Annotated in this window: 20 protein-coding genes and 1 pseudogene; 14 read left to right on the plus strand and 7 right to left on the minus strand. The window is 54.5% G+C overall.

Annotated elements, in window-relative coordinates; translation table 11 throughout:
* Positions 1-151: 151 nt before the first annotated feature.
* The 3 genes and pseudogenes from FE784_RS30680 to FE784_RS42990 all read right to left on the minus strand — a co-directional run.
* Positions 152-910, minus strand: coding sequence for a sulfite exporter TauE/SafE family protein (locus FE784_RS30680; protein WP_139606081.1), 759 nt, complete (start codon positions 908-910; stop codon positions 152-154).
* Positions 911-1,484: 574 nt separating this feature from the next.
* Complete coding sequence (locus FE784_RS30685; protein WP_139606082.1) at positions 1,485-1,811, minus strand: YnfA family protein; 327 nt, start codon at positions 1,809-1,811, stop codon at positions 1,485-1,487.
* Between the two features lie 16 nt (positions 1,812-1,827).
* Positions 1,828-2,052, minus strand: a pseudogene (locus FE784_RS42990) (MerR family transcriptional regulator); the annotation flags it as partial.
* Between the two features lie 616 nt (positions 2,053-2,668).
* On the opposite strand from FE784_RS42990, the gene FE784_RS30695 reads away from it, so the two are divergent.
* Complete coding sequence (locus FE784_RS30695; protein ID WP_139606108.1) at positions 2,669-3,091, plus strand: DUF3995 domain-containing protein; 423 nt, start codon at positions 2,669-2,671, stop codon at positions 3,089-3,091.
* On the opposite strand, the gene FE784_RS42150 is transcribed toward FE784_RS30695, so the two are convergent.
* Together FE784_RS42150 and FE784_RS42155 are read right to left on the minus strand one after the other, a co-directional pair.
* A complete protein-coding gene (locus tag FE784_RS42150) occupies positions 3,066-3,353 on the minus strand; it encodes a DUF421 domain-containing protein (protein WP_246132268.1) in 288 nt (95 codons plus the stop codon). The genes FE784_RS30695 and FE784_RS42150 overlap by 26 nt on opposite strands.
* On the minus strand, positions 3,326-3,751 hold the full coding sequence (locus tag FE784_RS42155) for a DUF421 domain-containing protein (RefSeq protein ID WP_246132269.1): 426 nt from the start codon (positions 3,749-3,751) through the stop codon (positions 3,326-3,328). The genes FE784_RS42150 and FE784_RS42155 overlap by 28 nt, the downstream gene beginning before the upstream one ends.
* 528 nt (positions 3,752-4,279) lie before the next feature.
* Here FE784_RS42155 and FE784_RS30705 point away from each other — a divergent pair.
* The 8 genes from FE784_RS30705 to FE784_RS30740 all read left to right on the plus strand — a co-directional run bounded on the left by FE784_RS30705 (position 4,280) and on the right by FE784_RS30740 (position 10,753).
* On the plus strand, positions 4,280-4,822 hold the full coding sequence (locus FE784_RS30705; RefSeq protein WP_139606083.1) for a hypothetical protein: 543 nt from the start codon (positions 4,280-4,282) through the stop codon (positions 4,820-4,822).
* Positions 4,823-5,057: 235 nt separating this feature from the next.
* Positions 5,058-5,891, plus strand: a complete 834-nt coding sequence (locus FE784_RS30710) for an alpha/beta fold hydrolase (protein WP_139606084.1) — start codon at positions 5,058-5,060, stop codon at positions 5,889-5,891.
* A 461-nt stretch (positions 5,892-6,352) separates the two neighbouring features.
* Positions 6,353-6,787, plus strand: a complete 435-nt coding sequence (locus FE784_RS30715; RefSeq protein WP_139606085.1) for a YciI family protein — start codon at positions 6,353-6,355, stop codon at positions 6,785-6,787.
* Complete coding sequence (locus FE784_RS30720; RefSeq protein ID WP_139606086.1) at positions 6,784-8,049, plus strand: RNA polymerase sigma factor; 1,266 nt, start codon at positions 6,784-6,786, stop codon at positions 8,047-8,049. The genes FE784_RS30715 and FE784_RS30720 overlap by 4 nt, the downstream gene beginning before the upstream one ends.
* A gap of 22 nt (positions 8,050-8,071) precedes the next feature.
* Positions 8,072-8,428: a YciI family protein gene (locus FE784_RS30725; protein ID WP_246132271.1), complete on the plus strand. Its 357-nt coding sequence runs from the start codon at positions 8,072-8,074 to the stop codon at positions 8,426-8,428.
* 17 nt (positions 8,429-8,445) lie between these two features.
* On the plus strand, positions 8,446-8,787 hold the full coding sequence (locus FE784_RS30730) for a DUF1801 domain-containing protein (protein ID WP_139606088.1): 342 nt from the start codon (positions 8,446-8,448) through the stop codon (positions 8,785-8,787).
* A 206-nt stretch (positions 8,788-8,993) separates the two neighbouring features.
* Positions 8,994-9,692, plus strand: a complete 699-nt coding sequence (locus tag FE784_RS30735; protein ID WP_139606089.1) for a copper homeostasis protein CutC — start codon at positions 8,994-8,996, stop codon at positions 9,690-9,692.
* A 53-nt stretch (positions 9,693-9,745) separates the two neighbouring features.
* A complete protein-coding gene (locus FE784_RS30740; protein ID WP_139606090.1) occupies positions 9,746-10,753 on the plus strand; it encodes an asparaginase in 1,008 nt (335 codons plus the stop codon).
* A gap of 50 nt (positions 10,754-10,803) precedes the next feature.
* On the opposite strand, the gene FE784_RS30745 is transcribed toward FE784_RS30740, so the two are convergent.
* Positions 10,804-12,603 (minus strand): cache domain-containing sensor histidine kinase, encoded by a 1,800-nt coding sequence (locus tag FE784_RS30745; RefSeq protein ID WP_139606091.1) that lies wholly within the window; start codon positions 12,601-12,603, stop codon positions 10,804-10,806.
* Positions 12,600-14,120 carry a response regulator gene (locus FE784_RS30750; protein ID WP_176706645.1) on the minus strand — a complete coding sequence of 507 codons (1,521 nt, stop codon included), beginning with the start codon at positions 14,118-14,120 and terminating at the stop codon, positions 12,600-12,602. Before FE784_RS30750 ends, FE784_RS30745 begins: the two co-directional genes overlap by 4 nt.
* 353 nt (positions 14,121-14,473) lie before the next feature.
* Between FE784_RS30750 and FE784_RS30755 the strand changes: the two genes are divergently transcribed.
* The 5 genes from FE784_RS30755 (at position 14,474) to FE784_RS30775 (ending at position 21,596) form a co-directional block, all read left to right on the plus strand.
* Positions 14,474-15,373 carry a carbohydrate ABC transporter permease gene (locus tag FE784_RS30755; RefSeq protein ID WP_139606093.1) on the plus strand — a complete coding sequence of 300 codons (900 nt, stop codon included), beginning with the start codon at positions 14,474-14,476 and terminating at the stop codon, positions 15,371-15,373.
* Positions 15,374-15,390: 17 nt separating this feature from the next.
* Complete coding sequence (locus FE784_RS30760) at positions 15,391-16,209, plus strand: carbohydrate ABC transporter permease (RefSeq protein ID WP_139606094.1); 819 nt, start codon at positions 15,391-15,393, stop codon at positions 16,207-16,209.
* Positions 16,210-16,249: 40 nt separating this feature from the next.
* Positions 16,250-17,701, plus strand: a complete 1,452-nt coding sequence (locus tag FE784_RS30765) for an ABC transporter substrate-binding protein (RefSeq protein WP_139606095.1) — start codon at positions 16,250-16,252, stop codon at positions 17,699-17,701.
* Positions 17,702-17,801: 100 nt separating this feature from the next.
* Entirely contained in the window at positions 17,802-19,289 is a 1,488-nt protein-coding gene (locus FE784_RS30770; RefSeq protein ID WP_139606096.1) for a sulfatase, read from the plus strand.
* Between the two features lie 279 nt (positions 19,290-19,568).
* Positions 19,569-21,596, plus strand: a complete 2,028-nt coding sequence (locus FE784_RS30775; RefSeq protein ID WP_139606097.1) for a family 10 glycosylhydrolase — start codon at positions 19,569-19,571, stop codon at positions 21,594-21,596.
* The last annotated feature ends 60 nt before the right edge of the window (positions 21,597-21,656 follow it).

Below are 21,656 nucleotides of genomic sequence, written 5' to 3' on the forward strand. Positions count from 1 at the left end.
TCCCTCCGGCAGGAACCCGCTGCCACAACATTAGCAGAAGCACTTCCAATCTATTAGATCAAAGTCCAAGCGAATTGACTGCCGCTATTATTACTACGGCCGACTGCCGGCTTAAATCGCCTAGAAAGCCATGCCTTGCTGCGCCGATCAATTAATGCACTCCGCGTGGAAGTAACAGCAGAATGCCAAGAGCTACAATTACAAGAAACAAGTAGAGCTCGAATTTTGGAGTGGGGATTCGCTTATTTAGATAAGTTCCTAATACGGTAGCCCCTAAAATGGCAGGGAGCGAAAAGGCAAAATAAGAAAAGGATTCATTGGACCATAGTCCGCCGATTGCATGTCCGACAACTACCAGAGCGCCGGAAACGACAAAATGGGCTTGCAATGTGCCACGCAGTCGGTCGGGAGCCCAACCTCTCAACGTTCCAAACACCACAACGGGGACACCGTTCATATTATATGCGCTACCCAACACGCCGGAAGCAAAGCCAAACGGCAGCGCCCAGCCCCGGTCGTTCAGCAACGGATGTTCCACGGCGCGATAAAGTCTTTTTTTTGCTATGCAGTAAAACCCGTAAGCTATCAAAAACATACCAAGTCCGCTTGTAATGATAGTCGAAGGAACCGTGTTAAGCACAATAAGTCCGACAGGCACTCCAATCGAAGTTGTAATGGCTAGTCGAATCAAGACAGGGCGGTCAATATGCTGCCTTCCTCTAAAGAGTGTAAGTATCGCGACGGTAAGCCCGGCTAATCCGATCAGGGAGACGGAGGTTTGCAAAGGAATCGGCAGCAGTGCCAGCAGAGGCATGCTTACAATAGCTTCTCCAAATCCAAAAATTGCTCTCATTAAAGCCCCGGCAAATACGGCAACGACTACCCACAAAATTAGTGTAATTGCGCTCATGGGTTACCACACTCCAACCAAGCCATATTTGGCGCAAGGCGTACCGTTTTTTCAGTGGAATACACGCGGTTCACGGCCAGTACAATCAAGACTAAATGAAGAATAACCCCCATCGGGTATACACCTCTATTTTGTCAAACATTTTCCGGATAAATGCGACAAGAATTTTCGAATTCGTTGTATAAATATAACCTATATCTCCCTACAATAAAATAGCGATTTTAACGCCGTTTATATCCTGTTTAAGACCGTTGAAACGGTTTTGTAATACCCACCTACAAAAACTGAGTTATTTCTCGTAGAATCGAATTTACGGCTTTTGAACGGGGGGCTTTTTTTGTCTGCAAGCAGAGCGGTAAGGGGTAGAGGAGAGCGAGGAGCTGCTGTTAAAACATAATGCAGAACAGCAAATTTGAATCAACGGTCAAGACGGAAATAGTAGCTCAATAAACTCGCCAAGTTAGGGTTTTGGTGTGATTGCGCATCAACTATTGACTGCGCCACGAAGCTGCCGCGACAACAGACGGCAGCTTTGAAGGCGCTGACAAGGCGATTAAAGCAGTAAATCTTAAGCCTAGCTTCTCGGTGCCCATAACATGACAGAGACGCCTGCAACGCATATAGCGGCCCCTATCCAATCGTACATATCGGGTGCTTTCTTATCAACGAGCCATCCCCAAAAAACAGCGAGTATAACAAACACGCCGCCGTAAGCCGCGTAGACCCGCCCAAACGAGGGGAAACTTTGCAGCGTTGGAATGATGCCGTACAAAATGAGGACGATGCTTCCGACAATGCCATACCAAAAGGGCTTCGATTCCCGCAGCCATAGCCAAACCATATAACCCCCGCCAATTTCAGCGAGTCCAGCAAGTACAAAAATGAAAATAGCCGAAAGCAAGATGAAATGCCCCTTTCTAACACGTACCGGTGTCTTGTATCTTCTCCATGCATTCCGACCAGACAAGGCATTTGCAGTTCAAGTGATTATCCGGAATCTGTAGCATCGAATTGATTTGTATCTTCCTATCCTTCAGTTCCGAGCGTTTCTGTTTCGCCTTCTGCTCCCATCGCTCGGAAAGCGAATAATCCGATTCAGAGCCATCTAACAAAACAGCGATTTCCTGAATGCTAAATCCGCTCTGCTGCGCGACTTTATGATTGCATTATAAATCGCCTGGGAGGGTGAAGTAAATGACATACAAAAGCACGAAAAACGAAGGTGATGAACGCCCATTGAATGCTTCAGGACAACAGAGAGCGCCCTGAATGGAATTGTAAAACAATCGGAACGTACTCATCGACGGTATCCGGGATGACGAAGCTCTATCCTAAGCGAGTCTTGCAATAAGTCGTGCGCTGAACGCGGAACAGCAAGGATTGAAAAAGTTGAAACTCGCAGTGGATATGCCATGCTAGAGTTCGTATTCGATAAGCTTTGATTATAGCTAATCATCCTATAGCTATCACGTTTACAACAAGATAATATGGGTGTATGGACCACGTGTATCGAGCTTAGCCGCAGGCCCAAGAATGAAATAGCTTCAAAGCTATGCGATGTTATGGGGTTTGAAATTATACGTCCAGATGGTGCCATCGCTCGCAGATTGAAGCTGCCCACGCCGCAGCCCGCGATACCGATGAGGCTGCAGCTTGCGCCGCCGCAGCCCGTGCCGCCAGTCACGGACCTGCCTTACAACTCATGAAGCTCGTTATTTCATGATAATGAAATCGCGACAGCAGGAGGAAGATCGGATGATAACGGCAATCTCTTTATTCGCTGCATGCATTCTGTTTGCAATCGGCTTGCTCCACGTTTTCTGGGCTTTCGGGGGAAAATGGGGCGTCGGTGCCGTTATCCCCCGGCACAATGGCAAGCGAGCCTTTACTCCCGGTATCGGGGCTACTCTTGTCGTGGCTTTACTGGTCGGCGCGGCGGGAGTCATTCTCCTTGTTCAAGCCAATCTCCTTGACCTTTCTGGGCAATATTTCATTGTCCGAATGGGTGCTTGGGTATGTGCCGGTGTTTTTGCGGTGCGGGTAATTGGCGATTTTCATTATTTCGGGATTTTCAAGAAAAAGGCAACCACATTGTTCTCCAAGATGGACACGTATTTGTATGTGCCGCTTTGTGCATTCCTGTCATTGGTTTTTATTATCGCAATCGTTTCTGGGGAGTAAGCCTGATCAATCTTAATTCTCCCCCGACGTCATATTCTCCGTACGCGATTTCCTTCAAATCCTCGACCCCCTGATTACGGGCCAACTCCATAATGATCTGACGGTCGACCGGCTTGCCCTTCAAAGCTTCCTGAAGAAATACTCCATTCTCAATTACGGTAATGGTAAGCGGCGCTCCGTTCGGGTTCAAGTTCAAATCCTTGACTTTGACGGATTCGTATTCCGGTTTCTTCATTACGGACAGCGCCCCATTAGACTCCATAACCGCATACCGTACTTCATGGATCGAGAAAATGTCCTGCTCCCGAAGCAGAGCTGCTTGAAGTCCACATTGTTCTTTTTCATCAGCTTCAAATTGATTTTGCCGTCGTCAATAAGCAAGCTTGCTTTGCCTTCCGCAACATAGCCGAGCTTGACGAAACGAATCGTAATTTTCTCGAACAACAGTGTCAGCGATGTCCATATGCCTAAAGTGAACAACAGGTGATACAGCTTTAACTGATCATCGTAGATCGCCTCTCCCACCAATTCGCTCAACACGAGCGATGTGAAGAAATCGAGGGGAGTCAGCTGAGAGATTTCCTTCTTGCCCATAAACAAAGTGATCGCCCATAAAATAAAAAAACTGGTCACAAGCTTAAGCGCAATTCCACCGAGCATATTCGATCCCTCCATGCAATCGTTTTTTACGAAAAAGCACTCTCTCTAGAAGTTACCCAATGCATGCGGTTCTGGCTCACCCCTCTGTTGTGAATGAATAGTGGAACTGGATCGTTTTTAATGGATAGATGCGGGAAGCAAGTGACAATGAACTTTTTTTAAAAAAATTACAAAAAGTATAAATAAAGCAGCTTTGGTACTGGTGCCGGGGCTGCTTTTATTTAGTTCCGGAAGAGTGCTTGGGTGACATTCAATAATAGATGAACAAATAAACCAATTTGCCGAACGAAATGGGTCATCCGCTTTTTGCGTTAGGGTTGAGCCGTAACAGTCAAAGCCCGGCGCAATAATAGGCAAAGGATTAGGGCGAAAGACGGATGTGTACCGTTTCCGAAGGATTGTACATTTAATGGAGGGAGTGGCTGCGCTATTACAGCTAGATCCGTAGTGGTTCCGACGGGATTAATTGGCGAAGATCGATAACGAGGCAACAAGCAATCGATATCATAGGCAAAGGAGAAATGGCGTATGCGAATGCCGGACGAGCAGGACTTGACGTTTTTGTTCGAGGGAGACCGGGAGCAGTTGAACCGTTTTATCGAGAAGTACGAGGAACGTTTCCGAAAAGGACGGATCATGAGCGACATCGAGGAAATGGCCGAGGAATATACGATCGAGGAGCAAATTCCGATCGTTTTTTCGTTCGTATTCGGCGTTACGGTGGACTGGCGGGAATACGATGAAGAAATTGTCCGATTATTCGGCGAGCGGCTGCCGGACGAAACGGTCGAAGTCGACAATACAAAGGACGGGCTGCTCGTTACCTATAACGGGACACCGTTCCCGGTTCGGTTGAGCTTCTCCGGCAAAGATCGATACATAACGATTCGAGGTTTTAACGAGATCATCCAACCGAAATACGAGATTCGCCTGTTCGAAGGTTCCTATATGTCCGACACCCATGATTTTCTGGTGCTTCCGAAGGAAAGCTGGGAGGAGCTCGAGAAGCGATATCCGACCAAACTCGCCGATACTTTCCGCGTGGTCGACGAGGAGCTGGACTTTCCGTAACCGATTTTCATTCGGATAAGTCCGAATCATAAAAAAATTAGCCATTTCCGGATCTATTGACGTATGTTCTTGTCGTTTGTTTTGACAGGAGCATGCGTCAATAATTGTTTGGCGGCAGGAATATGTCTTTTATAATAGAAAAATTAATTATTTTTGCGGAGGTGTCGATTTTGCCGCCGGCGGTTCGTCGTCTTTATATATAAACAATCTGGTACAATAGCAAAGGAGACATACCATGGACACAGTAACTTCAAGAGACGGCACCAAAATCGCCTATGACAAAGTCGGTCGGGGGCCCGCACTCATACTGGTAGCGGGCGCGTTCAGTTACCGGAAATTTCCGGGGCAGGTGCAGCTGGCCAAGTTGTTGTCAGAGCGGTTCACGGTCTACAATTACGACCGCCGAGGCCGCGGCGATAGCGGAGACACACAGCCGTACGATATAACGCGCGAGATTGAAGATCTTCAGGCAGTAATTGATGAAGCCGGCGGCTCGGCCCATGTGTGGGGATTGTCATCCGGAGCGGTTCTTGCCCTGCAGGCAGCAGCGAGCGGGGTAAGCATTGCGAAATTGGCTCTGCACGAACCTCCATTCGTGGTCGATGCCGCGGATCGCACACCGCCGAAAAATTTCGTAAAACACGTCATCGAGCTTATTGCCGCTAATCGAAGGGCAGAGGCCATCAAGTACTTTATGACCGAGGGCATGGGTGCACCTTCATTCGTTGTCGGCTTGATGCGCATGATGCCGGGCGTATGGTCCAAGCTAATGGCCGTTGCGCACACGCTCCCCTACGATGCGGCCTTGCTGGACGGATATATGGACGGAAAGTCGCTGCCTGCACGATTGTGGAGTACGGTCACGATGCCGACGCTGGTGCTCGAAGGCGCCGAGAGCCCGTCTGTGCTGCGTCATAGTGCCAAGGCATTGGCCAACGTGCTCCCCAATGCGCAGCTGGTGAGTAAAAAAGGACTCGGCCATACGAAGAAACTCGATACAAAATTAATATCGTCAGAGCTGGCAGCATTTTTTAACGATAAAGCAAGCTTAACTTCGCTAAGGCGGTAAAGCGAAGCTTTACCAGGAAAACAACAGCTGAATCGCGGTCGCTCACCCTTGAAATACGTCGATAGACGGTTTTCCCAGTGCGAAAGCATGATCCGCATACGACCAAGCGGCCATGTGAAGAAGCGCGTGCAAGACGTCGCCATAAATAGAGGAACTATATTCCGTTATTGTTCCGGATTCCGCTGCGCTTCTGATTATAACGGAGCAGATTTCCGCTATTTCGATCTTAGGGGGTAAAAATGATCGTGGGCAGCAGAAATAGAGGAACAGTTTTCCGTTATGTTGCCGTCGACACGGGTATTCGGGTCCATAACATACGCCGGTTCCGCTATTTTATGCCGAAAATAATAAATCGGCTGTCGATCCGGTCAAGTTAGATTCGTCTTGTACAGAAGTGGGTTTACACGGGCGGTTTTACACCGATATACGAAGCTTCGCCATAAAATAGGAGGTATACATTTATGAGATTTATGATGATAGTTAAAGCTACTACGGATTCAGAGGTGGGGACTATGCCCAGCCAGGAGCTTATCGAAGCGATGCAGAAATATAACGAGGAATTGGTGAAAGCCGGCGTTTTGCTCGCTGCCGACGGACTGCAGCCCAGCTCCAGCGGAATCCGGATTTCTTATCCGGAGCCTGGAGGCAAACCGAAGGTTATGGACGGTCCGTTTACGGAAGCCAAAGAAATGGTCGCCGGATATACGCTGATTGAGGTCAAATCGAGAGAAGAAGCCATTGAATGGGCTATGCGTATGCCGGACCCCCATGGATTTGGACAAGGCGAGATCGAGCTCAGACAGGTGTTCGAGGCGGAAGACTTAATGGACAATCCCGAATCGCTGGCGAAAGAAGCGGCACTTCGCAAACAGGTACGGGAGCGGAAAAAAGCGTGAGCCTGTCCCATGCTCATCGAACCGTTGATGCGATATGGCGAATGGAGTCGGCAAAGCTTATCGCGGGGTTGACGCGAATGATGCGGGACGTAGGTCTCGCGGAGGATTTGGCCCAGGATGCCTTGGTCATTGCCCTTGAACGATGGCCGGAGAGCGGCATTCCGGACAATCCGGGCGCCTGGCTGATGACGACGGCGAAGCGGCGTGCGATCGATCTTATGCGCAGGTCCAAGCTGCGTGATCAGAAGTACGCAGAGATCGCCCACAGTATGGATTTATATACGGAGGAGGATATGGATCAGGCTTTGGACGGGGAAATCGGCGACGATCTCCTTCGTCTGATCTTTATGACCTGCCATCCGGTGTTATCGCGGGATGCCAGGGTCGCTCTGACGCTTCGCCTGTTATGCGGGCTGACTACGGATGAAATCGCGCGTTCGTTCCTCGCCGCCGAATCGACGATTGCCCAGCGAATTGTCCGGGCCAAGAGAACCCTCAGCGCCGAGAAGGTTCCTTTCGAGGTGCCTGCCGGGGAGGAATTCATTGACCGCCTGTCTACAGTACTCGAGGTGATTTACCTTATGTTCAATGAAGGCTATTCGGCAACCTCCGGGGATCACTGGATCCGTCCGCTGCTGTGTCAGGAGGCTCTGAGATTGGGGCGCGTTCTTGCCGAGATCACCCCTCATGAACCGGAAGTTCACGGACTGGTCTCCTTAATGGAGATTCAATCTTCGCGGTTTAAAACCCGGGTTAACTCCAGGGGAGAACCCGTTCTGCTCATGGATCAAAACCGGGCGCAGTGGGATCAGCTGCTCATCCGCCGCGGCTTGGCGGCGCTGGAGCGCAGCCGGAGACTTGGACGAACGCTCGGGCCTTACTCGCTGCAGGCTGCGATTTCCGCTTGCCATGCACAGGCGCCGACCGCAGCCGAGACGGATTGGACCCGAATTGCCGCTCTATACGAAGCGCTATCGAGAGTAACGCCTTCGCCGATCGTCGAATTAAACCGGGCGGTCGCCATTTCCATGGCGTTTGGTCCGGCGTTCGGTCTGCAGATTGTCGATGAGCTGAATGCCGAACCTTCCTTAAAGGGATACCATCTGCTGCCGAGCGTTCGCGGCGATCTCCTGGCGAAGCTGGGGCGGTACGATGAAGCCCGAACACAATTTGAACGCGCCGCATCCATGACCCGGAATGAGCGTGAACGGGCACTTTTACTGAATCGGGCCGCTGATTGCGAGTCCGCAGCATCGAAATAGGAGGGGAACAACAGTGCGATTTATGTTGATTGTCAAGGCGACAGGGTATTCGGAGGCTGGAGTAAACCATAGCCGGGAACACAACGATGCAAGGATCGCGTACAAGCAGTCTTTGGCCAAAGCCGGTGTGCTCCTTGCTGCAGAGGAGCTTCAGCCGAGCTCGACCGGGATAAGGATATCGTATCCATCGCATGGCGGAGAGCCGGAGGTGCAGGCCGGTCCTTTTCCGGCCAATCAAGAGATCATTGCGGAATTTACCCTGATCGAGGCGAGGACCGAGGACGAAGCTTTGAATTGGGCGCTCCGGTTGCCGGCTCCGGCGGGGCGCGGCGGGTGCGAGATCGAATTGCGGAGGCTCGCAGACAATTCGGATTCCTAAAAAGGAGAGTATGCGGAATGAATCAGGAAGTAACGGATTTTATTGAAGCGTTAAAAGAACCATGGCACGGGGAACTGTCCGCCAAGCTGCGTGAGGTTGTCCACCGTGCCATACCGGATGTGCATGAGCGCATTCAATACAAGAAGCCCCATTTTTTGAAAAACGGAAAATACGCCGCTGCCATCTCGACCTCGAAAGACGCGGTCAGCTTTACGATCTTTCATACAGCGGAACTGGAGCTGCCTGAAGGCATGTTCGAGGGTCCTCCGGAAAGAAAAACGTTGAAGCTGCGCAAAGGGGATACGTTTGATTCCGGACAGCTGGTATCCTGGGTCAGTCAGGCGTCAGGCTCGCTTTAATCTTCTTAGTACGGTTCATAGGAAGAACGCCGGGATTGCGTTCTTCCGTTTTTTAATAGATTTCTTTTCTCGTCCCGCTGTGGTAGAATGCAGTCGTCGAACTTGGCGCGGCTGCCGGCGAACGGGCGATCGGATATCGCGATGGTAGGCTGATAAAGCGGGAGCCGGCAGCCGCGCGACTGCATAAGGAAAAGAGGGAAGCTTGCATGATGCTGGAAGTGATTGCGACAAGCGTGGCCGATGCCAAACTGGCCGAGGCGGGCGGATCGGATCGGATCGAGCTCATATCCGGCATTCGGGAAGGCGGTGTGACGCCCAGCTTCGGCTTGATCGAGCGGGTGCTGGACGCCGTGAGCATTCCCGTACACGTGATGGTCAGGCCGCACGCCAACACGTTTTGTTACGACGAGGACGATATGCGGACGATGCTGACGGATATTCGTACGATCCGCGAGCTTGGCGCAGCGGGGATCGTCGTCGGCGCTTTGACGGACGAGCGGCAGGTGGACGAGGGCGCGCTGCGGAGGGTTTTGGATGTGTCAGGGGGGTTATCGGTAACCTTTCATCGGGCATTCGATGAAACCGTCGATCAAATGGCGGCGCTTAGCCTATTGGCCCGCTATCCGCAAGTTCGGCGGGTACTGACTTCGGGCGGCAAGCCGAGCGCTTTGGAGGCCGTAGAGCAAATTCGGACGCTCGACCGTTTAAGTCGGGAGCTGTCGATCACGCTGCTTGCGGGAAGCGGGCTTACCGTGGAGTCGCTCGAATCGTTCCTGCGCGATACGGGCGTTTCCGAGGTTCATATGGGCACCGGCGTCCGCCGTCATTCCGACGCGCTGCAGACGATCGATCCGGAGAAAGTCAAAGCGGCGGCAGCGATCGTGGCCGGCAATGCGGCATGCTGATCCGGGCTCCGGAGCAGAAGCAAGGAAAAACCACATCCCGGGAGGACATCATCATGAGCGAATTGTTAATCGAAGAACGTCGGGGCGGATTGGTCGAGTGCGAATATGCGGGACATATTTGCGGAGTTTCCTATTCGGGCGACACCTTGTACCGGGTAGGCACCCCGCATCATATGACCTATTTGCGATCTGCGGCGAAGCCGTTCCAGGCGATTCCTGCGTTCCGCCTCGGCATAGGGGAGCGGTACGGGCTTTCGGGCAAGGAGCAGGCTATCATGACCGCTTCGCATCGGTCGGAGCCGTTTCATGTGGACGCGCTCGAATCGATGCTCGGCAAAATCGGCGTTCAAGAGAGCGACCTCGTCTGCCACAGCTCTTACCCGCTTAATGTCAAGGCGAAGGATGCCCTTGTCGAGGCCGGGCTGCCTCCGCGCCGGCTGTACCACAATTGCTCGGGCAAGCATCTGGGCATATTGGCGCTTTGCCGTAGCGAAGGATTTCCACTGGAAGGCTACGAGCATCCCGACCATCCGGCGCAGCAGGAAATCGTCCGTACGCTGTCGATGCTGTCCGAGTATCCGCGGGAGCATATCCGCATCGGCATTGACGGCTGCGGCTTTCCCGTATTCGCCATCCCGTTGTCGAATTTGGCCAAAGCGTATTTGAAGCTCGCCTGTCCGGAGCTGATCGCCGACCCGTTGACGCGAACGGCCGTGGAACGGATGACGAAGCTGATGAACGAGCATTACGAGATGGTATCGGGCACGGGAATGATCTGTTCGACGCTGCTGATGGACGACAACATCGTGGCGAAGGGAGGGGCCAAAGGCGTCTACTGCTTCGGGCTGCGCAAGGAGCGTACCGCCTTCGCGCTGAAAGTGATGGACGGCTCCGAGGACAAGTGGCCGATGGTCGTCGCTTCGATTCTGGAGCAGATCGGCTACGACCGCACCGAGACGATAGACCGCCTCTACGGGCTGTGTCCGAAGCATTTTACAAACGGGAACGGCACGATTGTCGGAGAAAATCGGGCGGTATTCACGCTGCAGCGTTCCCAATGAAACTTATCTCGCAGGTGCGGGGCTTCAAGCCAAACAACCCGATCCGTCCTTTACGAACGGTTCGGGTTGTTTTTTAATTCCGCGAACGGGGGCAGCCGGTAAACGACGTTCGTCGCCCGGCCGTACAGACTATCCACCGTAATCCCGTACTCGTCGCCGTAATGCAGCTGCAGCCGCTCCTGCACGTTGGCGAGACCGAGATGATCGGCATAATCGATCGGTTCATGCATCTTTTGGCGGATCAGCTCCAGCTCCTCCTCGGGGATGCCGCCGCCGTTATCGAACACCTCGATCACTACGGCGTCGGCCGCTTCGTACGCCGTAATGGCCAGGATGCCTTCGTCCGGAATCATTTCGAGTCCATGGTAGACGGCGTTTTCCACGATGGGCTGCAAGGTCAGCTTCGGAATGCGATAGGACAGCAGGTTGTCCGGTACCGACAACAACAGGTTGAATTTGTAGTCGTAGCGGATTTGCTGGATTTCCACATACCGCTTCACCTGGTTCAGCTCGTCGCCGAGCGGCACGACCTGTTCGCCCTGGGAGATACTGTAGCGGAACATGTCCGCGAGCATTTTCGACATTCGGCCGAGCAGCGGCACCTCCTCCAGCATGGCGATGGCGTTCATCGAGTCGAGCGTGTTGTACAGGAAGTGCGGGTTGATTTGCGAGTGGAGCGCCTTGAGCTGCGCCTCCTTGCGGATAATTTCCGCTTTGTATACGTCATTGACGAGCGTCTGCACCCGTTCGGTCATTTGATTGAAGCTATGGGTGAGCTGTCCGACCTCGTCCGTGCGGGTGACGTCCAGCCGGATATCGAAGCGGCCGGCCTGCACCCGCTTCATGTTCCGCTGCAGCGTACGAAGCGGCTTCGTAATGCGCCCGGCGATATAGGTCGAGATAACCAGCGCGACGAGCAGGGCGACCAGCCCTACTCCGATCGTCAGGTTGCGGAACGCCACGGAATATACCGAGAGCGTGCTGAGCGGGTCCAGACTGACGAAGCGCCAGCCGGTCGCCGGCAGCTCTCCGGTATTGACGAACATCCGCTCCCCGTTCGCCTCGATCCACCCCGACTCCGCATCGCGGATGCTTGCCCCGTAAGGCCACTTTTGCCCGATTGTTTCCGTACGTCCCGCGTAGACGACGGAATCGTCCGCGTTCAAAATCGTCATGTCAAGCAAGTTCAAGCTGGTCAGAAGCCGCGCGAGATCCATGACGTTTATATCCACGACGATGCCGCCGAGGTCCGCGCCGCCGAGCGGGTTGTTGATTTTGCGGATCAGCGAGAACGTGTGCGGATTCGTGGCGGCGCGCGGGTTCGAGAAAGGGCGGATAAACGGGCCGGCTATGACGACTTCGCCTTGCCGCGCGATCGCCTCGCGGTACCAGGACTCGCCCGCGAATGCGGCTTCGGGCGCATAAATTTGCTCCTTGGCGATAGCCGTACCGTCCGCCCTGACGATCGTGACGTTCTGGATCGCCGCCTTGATGTTCATATAGCCGTACCATTCCTCGAACTGCTGGAACAGCGCGCTTCTCCAGCGGGTATAGGCGATCGGGTCGGCGGGAGGTCCGGCGTTCAGCAAAGCTTGCACCTCACCGGTGTAGATGACCCGGGAATAAAGCTCCAACTGATCGGTGTAAGCTTGCAGTTGCTGCGATACGAGCTTCATCTCCACCGCCCGCTTGTCTAGCGTTTGCCGTTCGGTAATGGACAGCATCGTAACGAACAGGATGCTTCCGATCAGCACGAGCGGAATGAGAATGACGATAAAATAAGACAGAAACAGCTTTTTGCGGATGCTGTCCCGTATGCCGCTTACGATGCGAACGATTATGCCGATCACCGGGCCGCATCCTCCTTGTAGCTGACCGGGGTAATACCCGTATGGCGCTTGAACAGCTTGCGGAAATATTTCAGGTCCTGGTACCCGCACTGCAGCGCCACGTCGGCTATTTTACGGCTCGGATCGGCCGCGAGCAGCGACTTGGCGTGCTCGATCCGCAGATGGGCGACGTAGTCGAGAAAGTTTCTCCCCGTATGCTGGCGGAACAGCGAGCTGAAGTAGCCGGGGCTCATGTAGCTGTTCTGGGCCAGCTCGGACAAATTGATCGTTTGGCAATAATGGGTATCGATGTACGCTTTGGCTTTCTCTACGGCGAGGCGCGTCTCCATCGCGTTCTCGCTGTCCGTCTCCTTCAGACGATTGCGGAAAAAATCAGTCACCGTCCGCTGTTTGTCGTCCAGCGAGACGATCGAAGGGAGCGATCTCGCGATGCGGCAAGCTTCGAGGAAGTCGGGCTCGCGGATGAGTCCGGCTTCGTACAGCTCGCGGGCTCCGCGCAGCAGCACGTAATGATACGAACCGTCCACGATGTCGGGATGGGCGGAGTGGCCGATATCCAGCAGCTCGTCGAGCTTGTCCAGAGCCGCGCGCCGATTGCCCTGCCGGAGATGGAACGCCCATTCCTGCTCCCACGCGGCGCTTAGCGGCACGAAATCCGCGGTTTCCGCTTCCAGACTCTCGAAAGTGGCCGGCTCGTCCGCACGGTCCGCCTTCCGGCTTGTCCGGATCGTGTAGGCATCGAACGCTTGGCCGACCGTTTCCTTCACCTTGATGATGCCTTCCGCCGCGTTGCCGATGCTGATTCTGGCGATTTCCCGGCTGCTATCCGCCAATCGCTTCAGCTCCGAGGCGATATCGCCCGCGACGAGCGACGGAGCGGCGGCTATCAGCAGATAGACGCCGCGGATGCGCAGGACGCACACGGCCAGCCGGTCGGCGAGCGGACGCAGCGTCTCGTATACGGCCGGCTTGTCCAGCCTGCTTTCGAATACGGCGGCCACGAACCGGTCCTCCGGATCCGCGAAGCGGATTTCGGCAAACTCCGAGATCAGCTTCGAGCCGGTTTCCCCGTAAGCGCCTTCAAGCAGAAAGTGGAAAAACTGCTCGCGCCATCTGAGCAAATCCGCTTCCGCCTTCCTGTGCCGTTCCTCGCCCCGCCGAACGAGTCCGGCCAGGAGCTCGTTCAGCTCCCCGGGATCTACCGGCTTGAGCAGATAGTCGGCCACGGTCAACTGAATCGATTTGCGCACATATTGGAAATCGTCGTAGCCGCTGACCACGACATATGCGATATCGGGATACTGCTCCTTCGCTTTCTCGATCAGCTCGAGCCCGTTCATGATCGGCATGCGTACGTCGGTAATGACGATATCCGCTTCCGCGTCCCCGATCCGCTCGAGCGCATCCCGGCCGTTCGCGCATTCTCCCGCCGGCGTAAGCCCGAGTTTCTCCCATTCGATCATTTTGACAAGCCCGGCGCGGGAAAGTCTTTGGTCGTCCACGATCAATACATTCATCCGTGTCCCCGCCTTTGTTGACGATTCACGGCCTGATTGGCGCTCATGACTCATCGTCTTGATAAACGGCGGACGCTCCAGAAAGGCAGAGCGCCGCTCAGCTTTGCCACTTAGTATAGCATATGTTTCATGCCCTTCACTTACCCGCCGCCCATCCGAACCGGATGCAAAAAAATGGCCCCCCTCCGAAACAAAGAATGTCACCTCGAAATGTAAAACGTTTTCACGTACAGTTAACCTATCGAGAAAACGCTACCGTACATGCCGTATAAGCCGAAGCCGGATAACTGCCAAAGCAGGTTCCTCGCTAAGCTTGTATAGCCGCTATACGATCGACGGGGGGTCGAAACATCATGGCTGCATCCGCATCACGACTATTCCGCAAGCATTGGAAGGGCTATGCTTTCCTGATCCCGGTGTTTGCCGTGCTTGCGACGTTCAAGTACATTCCTTTCTTCAACGCGCTGATCATGTCGTTCTACGATTGGAACGGTGCGAACGTCCGGACGTTCATCGGACTCGACAACTTCGTCCAGTTGTTTCGAGACAGGACGTTTTACGTATCGCTGAAAAACATGGGAATATTTACCGTAACCGGGGTGCTCATTCAACTGACGGTGCCTTTGCTGGCCGCCGTTCTCGTGTTCCATATCAAGCACAACCGGCTGCAAAATATGTTCAAGCTCTGGTTCGTCATTCCGCTCGTCATTCCGGGCATCGTCATTTACTTGACCTGGCAATGGATTTTCGCCGGAGATTACGGCGTATTGAACGAGCTGCTCGGGCAAATCGGACTCGAATCGTGGACCCATGCCTGGCTCGGCGAAAGCAAGACGGCACTATGGAGTGTCATCTTCGTCAACTTCCCGTGGATCGGGGGAATCACGTTTCTTATTTATTTGGCGGGTTTGATGGCGATTTCCGGCGAACTGTTCGAGGTTGCCAAGCTTGACGGCATGAACGCCTTGCAGCGGTTCATGCATCTGGAGCTGCCGCTCGTGCGCAGCCAGCTGAAGATGGTCATGGTGCTGACGATCATCCAGCAAATCCAAAGCTTCGAGAACATTCTCGTACTGACCAACGGCGGTCCTGGACAATCGACGATGACCCCCGCGCTATACTTGTATATTCAAGGCTTCTCCTATAGCAAAATGGGGTATGCCTCCGCGATCGGTCTCGTCCTGTTCCTGCTGTTATTGCTGCTGACCTGGGCGAATAACCGGTTCGTCAAAAACACAGAGACTATCGACTAGAGAGGGGGGATTCGCCCATGCGATTCCGATTGGCGGCCGTGCCGCATTACTTGGTGCTGGCGATCCTGCTCGGGCTGACGCTGTTTCCTTTCTATATGCTGATCGTCAGCTCGCTGAAATATTCCGAGCAAATGATTTTGAACTTCTGGGGCGTCGGCTTCCCGCTGCATCTCGATAATTACGTGACGGCGTTCAAGCAAATCGGACCTTTCATCTGGAACACGGTGTTTATCTCCAGCTGTATCGTAATCGGCGTACTGATCATTTCGTCGTTCGCGGGCTATTCGTTCATGCGGTTTTCGTATCCCGGCAAAAACGTGCTGTTCATGCTCATCCTGTCGCTCATGATGGTGCCGGGCTTCCTCATTCTCATCCCGCAGTTTTTGCTCGTACAGAAGCTGGGCATGCTGAATACGTATCAAGGGCAAATATTTCCTCCGATGGCGTTCGGCGCTTCGATGGCGACGTTTCTGATGAGGACGTTTTTCGAGGGGCTGCCGCGAAGCTTGCTGGAGGCGGCCGAAACGGAAGGAGCCGGAGAGCTGCAAATTTTCGCCAAAGTGGTCATGCCGCTTTCGCTGCCGGTCATTTCCACGGTGTCGATCATCAACTTCCTGTCCGGCTGGAACAACTATATTTGGCCGCTCGTCTCGACTACGGGGGAGAAGGTCAAGCCCGTCATTCTCGCTTTAAGCACCGTGACCGGCAGCATGGATCAAGGCATCAGCGTCAAGCTGGCCGGATATATCATCTCGTCGATCCCGCTGCTCGCGCTCTTTCTAGTCGCTACCAAGCCTTTTATCTCCGGCATAACGTCGGGGGCGGTGAAAGGTTAGGATAGAAGAAAGCCATTATACACATAAGGGGTGTAATCCGATGTCGAATGGAACAAAGAGATTATTCTCGAAAGGCTTGACGCTTGCAGTGGCATCGTCCATCCTCCTCGCGGCCTGCAGCACGTCCAAGTCGGACGATACCAAAACCGCGGAGGGCGGCGAGAAGACGATCAATCTGACGTTTGCCGTGGAAACGCCGAAGCAGGAGGAGATCAAGGCGGTATGGCAGGAAATCGTGAACGGCTATGCGCAGAAAAAGCCGAATGTGAAAATCAAGCTCGATTATGCGCCGAACGACGGCGACGCCTTTCGCACATGGCTGACGACAGGCCTGATCGGCGGTACGGCTCCGGAAATCGTGCCGAGCCGCTACACATGGACGCACGAAGATTTGAACAAGGATCTGCTCGTCGATTTGACGGCGGAATATGACAAGCCGAATCCGTATACGGACAATAAGACGTGGAAGGACACGTTTACGCCGACGATTCTGAACGAGATGAAAAATCCGATATCGGCCAAGCTGTCGGGAGTCGCTCTGCAAACGCTGGCGATTCGCGTATTCTACAATCAGGATTTGTTCAAGAAGCAAGGCCTGCAAGTACCGAAGACATGGACCGAATTTATCGATGTGCAGAAGAAGCTGAAAGCGGCGGGGGTGACGCCGTTCGCCTTCGCCAATTCGAAGCCCGGCGACAACCATTTGCTGTGGGTCACCAATCTGATGACGAACCAGATCGCGGCCGATAAGGTCAAGTCGTACGACTGGAACCAGAACCGCCAGCTGGAGCTGAACGAGATCGCGGGCGCCGTCGACCAAGATACGATTAACCTGCAGGCCGCGGACTGGTTCGGCGTTATGCCGATCATCAAGGACTGGTCGCAATATTTCGCCAAAGGCTATAACGGCATGAACGGAGACACGGCGAAGGAAATGTTCATCCGCGGCGACGTCGCGATGGTCATGGCCGGCAATTACGAGCTGAACACGATTCAGGATTCGAAAGCGAGAAAATTCGAATTCGGCACGTTCGCGCTGCCTTACTTGACGAAGAAAGAACATCCGAATGCGGCCGAGAAATATTACGAGCTGGGCGGATACCCGGACATGGTGTTCACGATTCCGAAAAAAGTGACCGGCGACAAGCTGGAGGCGTCCGTCGATTTCCTCAAATATTTGTCCTCGCCGGAAGTGGCGACGGTGATGGGAAACAAAATGTATACGGCGACGACGCTCGTCGGCGTCAAGCTTCCCGATCATCTGCAAGGCTTTCAATTCGTCGGGGAACGCATTCTGGTCAACTTCTACGCCGCCCATATCAGCAAGAAGCTGAATGAAGATTTGGTGCGGATCGGCCAGCTGTATTTGGAAGATTCGGTTCCGCTGGACAAGTATGCGGCCGAGATGCAGAAGACGCTCAAGAACGACATGAATGATACGATGAAGTTGAACAACTGGACGAAAGACAATCAATACGGATCCAAGAAATAACCGGATCCGGCCCCGATTCCCCCGGCGCCCATGCAGACGGCGAACCGGGGGAATTGCCTGAATACGGACGGGTCCGGATCCCGATCGGGAGGGAAAGCGGATGAATTGCATCGTTATCGTTTGCGACACGCTGCGTGTCGATCATTGCGGACCTTATCATCTGGGCCGGCCGCTGAACCGGGTCGTTAGCCCGGAGCAGCCGGAGTGGACCGTGCCGACGCCGAATATGGACCGGCTCGCCCGCCGGGGCACGGTGTTCGACAACGCCTGGTGCGGCTCGACGCCTTGCATGCCGGCCCGAAGGGATATATATACGGGGCGGTACGAGTTTCTGGAGCGCGGCTGGGGCCCCCTGGAGGATGATGACCTCGATTTGCCGAGGCAGGTATCCGGTCCGCCGAATCAATCGCTCGGCTGGCAGCTTGGGCAAGGGTACCCGGTCAGCTACATGGTGACCGATCATTTTCATTTGTGGGAGCAGGGCGCGGGCAATTACCATATGGGGTACACCGGGTTCGATTTCGTTCGCGGCCACGAGGCGGACGCCTGGAAAACGGACCCGATCGTCTTCCCTTGCCCGGACGACGCGGGTCATAAGGTCGAACGCCACCATCGGAACGTCCATCTGACGCGCAAATCGGAGAACGATTATTTTTGCGCCCAAGTGTTCACGCAGGCGGCGGACTGGCTGGAATCGAACAAAACGCATGACGACTTCTACATGCATATCGACTGCTTCGACCCGCACGAGCCGTGGGATCCTCCGGAGGACTTGCTGAAAATGTTCGATCCGCGGGGATACGACGTGGACCGTTGGAAGTCGATGGTGCCGTACGACGAGTGGGGCAACCACTATTCGCCGGAGGAGCTGCGGCACGTGCAAGCGCGGTACGCCGCGATGGTGACGCTGACCGACAAGTGGCTCGGCATGCTTCTGGACAAGCTGGACGAGCTCGATATGTGGAAAAATACGATGGTCATATTCACCTCGGATCACGGCACGTACAACGGCGATCGCGGCCGGATCGGCAAGCTGCAGACGCATCAGCACGACGCTTGCGGACACATTCCGTTCATTGTCGCGCACCCGCAGGATGGGCATGGCGAACGGCGAAGCCAGCTCGTACAGCTCGTCGACATTTACCCGACGGTACTGAGCGCGGTAGGTCGTCCTTGCCCGCCGGATCGGCACGGCATCGACCTGCTGCCGGTGCTGCGCGATTCCGCAGCGGCTACACGCCGCTATGCGATCAGCGGCATGTTCGGACGAAGCGTGACGATTACGGACGGAGAATGGATATTGCACCAATCGCCGGTGCCGGACAACAAGCCTTTGTATTGGTACGGGCACAGTACCGCGAGGTTCATCCACTACGATCTCGGTCCGTACGAGAACGGGCGCCGCGCGGTCGACTGTCCGTCCTGGGAGACGCCGACGTGGCTTAGCGACAAGCGCGCGGACCCGAACGAGTTTGCGAATTTGGCCGAAGCCCTCCCGGACAAGCTGGCGGAGCTGCAGCGGGAGCTCGCCGACAAGCTCGTCGGGCTGGGCGCTCCCCCGGAGCAGTTGGAGAGGCTTGGCTTATAAGGCTGCTGCAAAAGTCGGATTAACTGGAAAACATCAGATTGTTGAATAAGTCAAAAAGAGAGAATTGTCATACAAAAAGAGGTGAGGGAAAGGTGCGGAAAGCGAATCGGCTGACTTTAAAATCGTGTTGTAACCGCTAAAATCATATAAACAACACGATTTTAACGGATGTGGAGCGCATTCCCCCACCTCTTGTCTCCGGCGCTTCCTCTCTTTGCAGACTTTTTCAACAGTCTCATATTTTCATGTTGTTGAGAAATAGAGCAGGAGGTTCATCTTATGAAAAAAGACAGCTGGTTCTGGGATCGCATGCGTCAGGTGCATGTCGATTTTCATATGCCGGAGTTTCCGCGGGAAGCGATTCGCAGCTTTGACGCAAAATCGTTCGTCGACCGGTTCGTCCGGGCGAAGGTCAACGTCATCGGCGTGTTTACGAAATGCCATTTCGGCAACGCTTTTTACGACAATACGGTAGGGCATAAGCACGGCGGGCTGAAGGAGGATTTCTTCGGCGAGGTGCTGGCTGAGGCCCGCAAGCATGACATCAAGGTAATCGCATATTACTCGCTCGGCACGGACGCGAGAGCCGTTCGGGACAATCCGGACTGGTATCAGGTGGACGAGCACGGAAACGTGCGCGGCGCCGAAGGGACGGTATGGGAGCTGCCGTGCCTCAATAGCCCTTATCGCGAGGAGCTTGTCCTGCCGCAAATCAAGGAAATTACCGAGAAGTACGACATGGACGGATATTTGTTGGATATTCCGTATTTGCACAACCATTATTGCTTCTGCCCGTATTGCAAAAAGAAATTCGCCGAGGAGTACGGACGCGAGATGAAGCCGGAGCTGCTGGAAACGGACCGCGAGCTCGTGGTCCGCTTCGGCATCGATACGGCGGCGCGCTGCATGGAGGAAATTGCCGCAACGGTGAAACGGATACGTCCGCACGTGCTGATGAACTGCAACGGCGCTTGGCGGATGGGCGAGCCCGATCGGGTCAACGCGACGAGCGATTACGGCTTGTGGGAATCACAGCCGTCGGCGACGGGCTCCTTCCACAACCATTCGATCCGCGCGCGTTATGCCCGCACGCTTGAAGTGCCCGTGCAAATTATGACGGTCCGGTTCACCGAGGGCTGGGGGCTGATGTCCTGCAAAACGGCGGAGCAGCTCAAATATGAATTCGCGACGATCATGGCGAACGGCGGCATAATCAATATCGGGGATCAGGTGCTGCCGGACGGGACGCTGCAGGATGGCGTGTACGAGGTGATCGGCGAGGCGTTCGCCTTCGTGGAGGAGCGGGAGAAGTATTGCATCCGGGCGGAAAGCGTGCGCGAGGTGGCGCTGATCGCAAACAACACGAACAACTGGTACCACGACAAAGACGATGCCGCAACGTTTGGAGCGGCCAAGATGCTGCTCGAAGGCCACCACCAGTTCGACATGTACTACAACGACGATTTCCCGGATTTGAGCGGTTACCGCGTCGTCGTGCTGCCCGAAACGGTCGAGCTGTCGGAGGCTTCCGCGGCGCGGCTCGAAGCGTTTGTCGCGGACGGCGGACTGTTGCTCTCGGCCGGCGAAGCTACGTTTTGCCGGAGACGTCAAAACTTCTTGCTGTCCGGACTGTTCGGCGTCAATTATTTGGAACGTTCGCCATACGGCGTCGGTTACTTGACCGAGCATGACGGACTGTGGAGGGGCGTCGCCCGCATTCCTCAGCTGATCGAAGCCCCGTTCATCAAAACGGTGCCGTCGACCGCGGAGACGCTGAGCTTTGTCCAGTGGCCGCTAACGGTACCTGCGGTCAGCAGGGCGTTCCGCCATCCGATTCCGCCCGGGGGCAACGTCAGCGATTGTCCGGGCATCAGCGTCAACCGGTACGGCAAAGGGACGGCCTTGTATATCGCCGCGCCGGTATTCGGCTCTTATTGGCATTCGAATCATTTCTGGGTGCGGCGGATCGTGGACAATTTGCTCCGGAGTCATTACCGCAAATATGCGGAAGTGGAAGCGCCGACGCATATCGAGACGAATTTGATGCGCAAGGACGGCAAAACGTATTTGCACGTCATCAACTTCCAGAGCAATCATGCGGGGGAGAAAAGCACCGCCTTTTACAACCCGATCGAAAATATTACCCCGGTGCACGACATTCGGGTCGTCATCCGCGACAACGAGCTTCGCAAAGCGGTCATGCGGCCGGATAATGTGGATTTGCCGGTCGAAGCGACCGAGGACGGAATCGCGTTTACGATTCCGCGGGTGCACATTCACGCGATTATCGAGTTAAGCATGGCGTAAGGCGGTTGAAGGGCGCACGCTTGCCCCGTTGTTGAGAAAGTCAAAATGAGAACAGTACCG

The organism is Paenibacillus hemerocallicola, assembly GCF_006265175.1.
GTDB classification, from domain to species: domain Bacteria; phylum Bacillota; class Bacilli; order Paenibacillales; family NBRC-103111; genus Paenibacillus_AB; species Paenibacillus_AB hemerocallicola.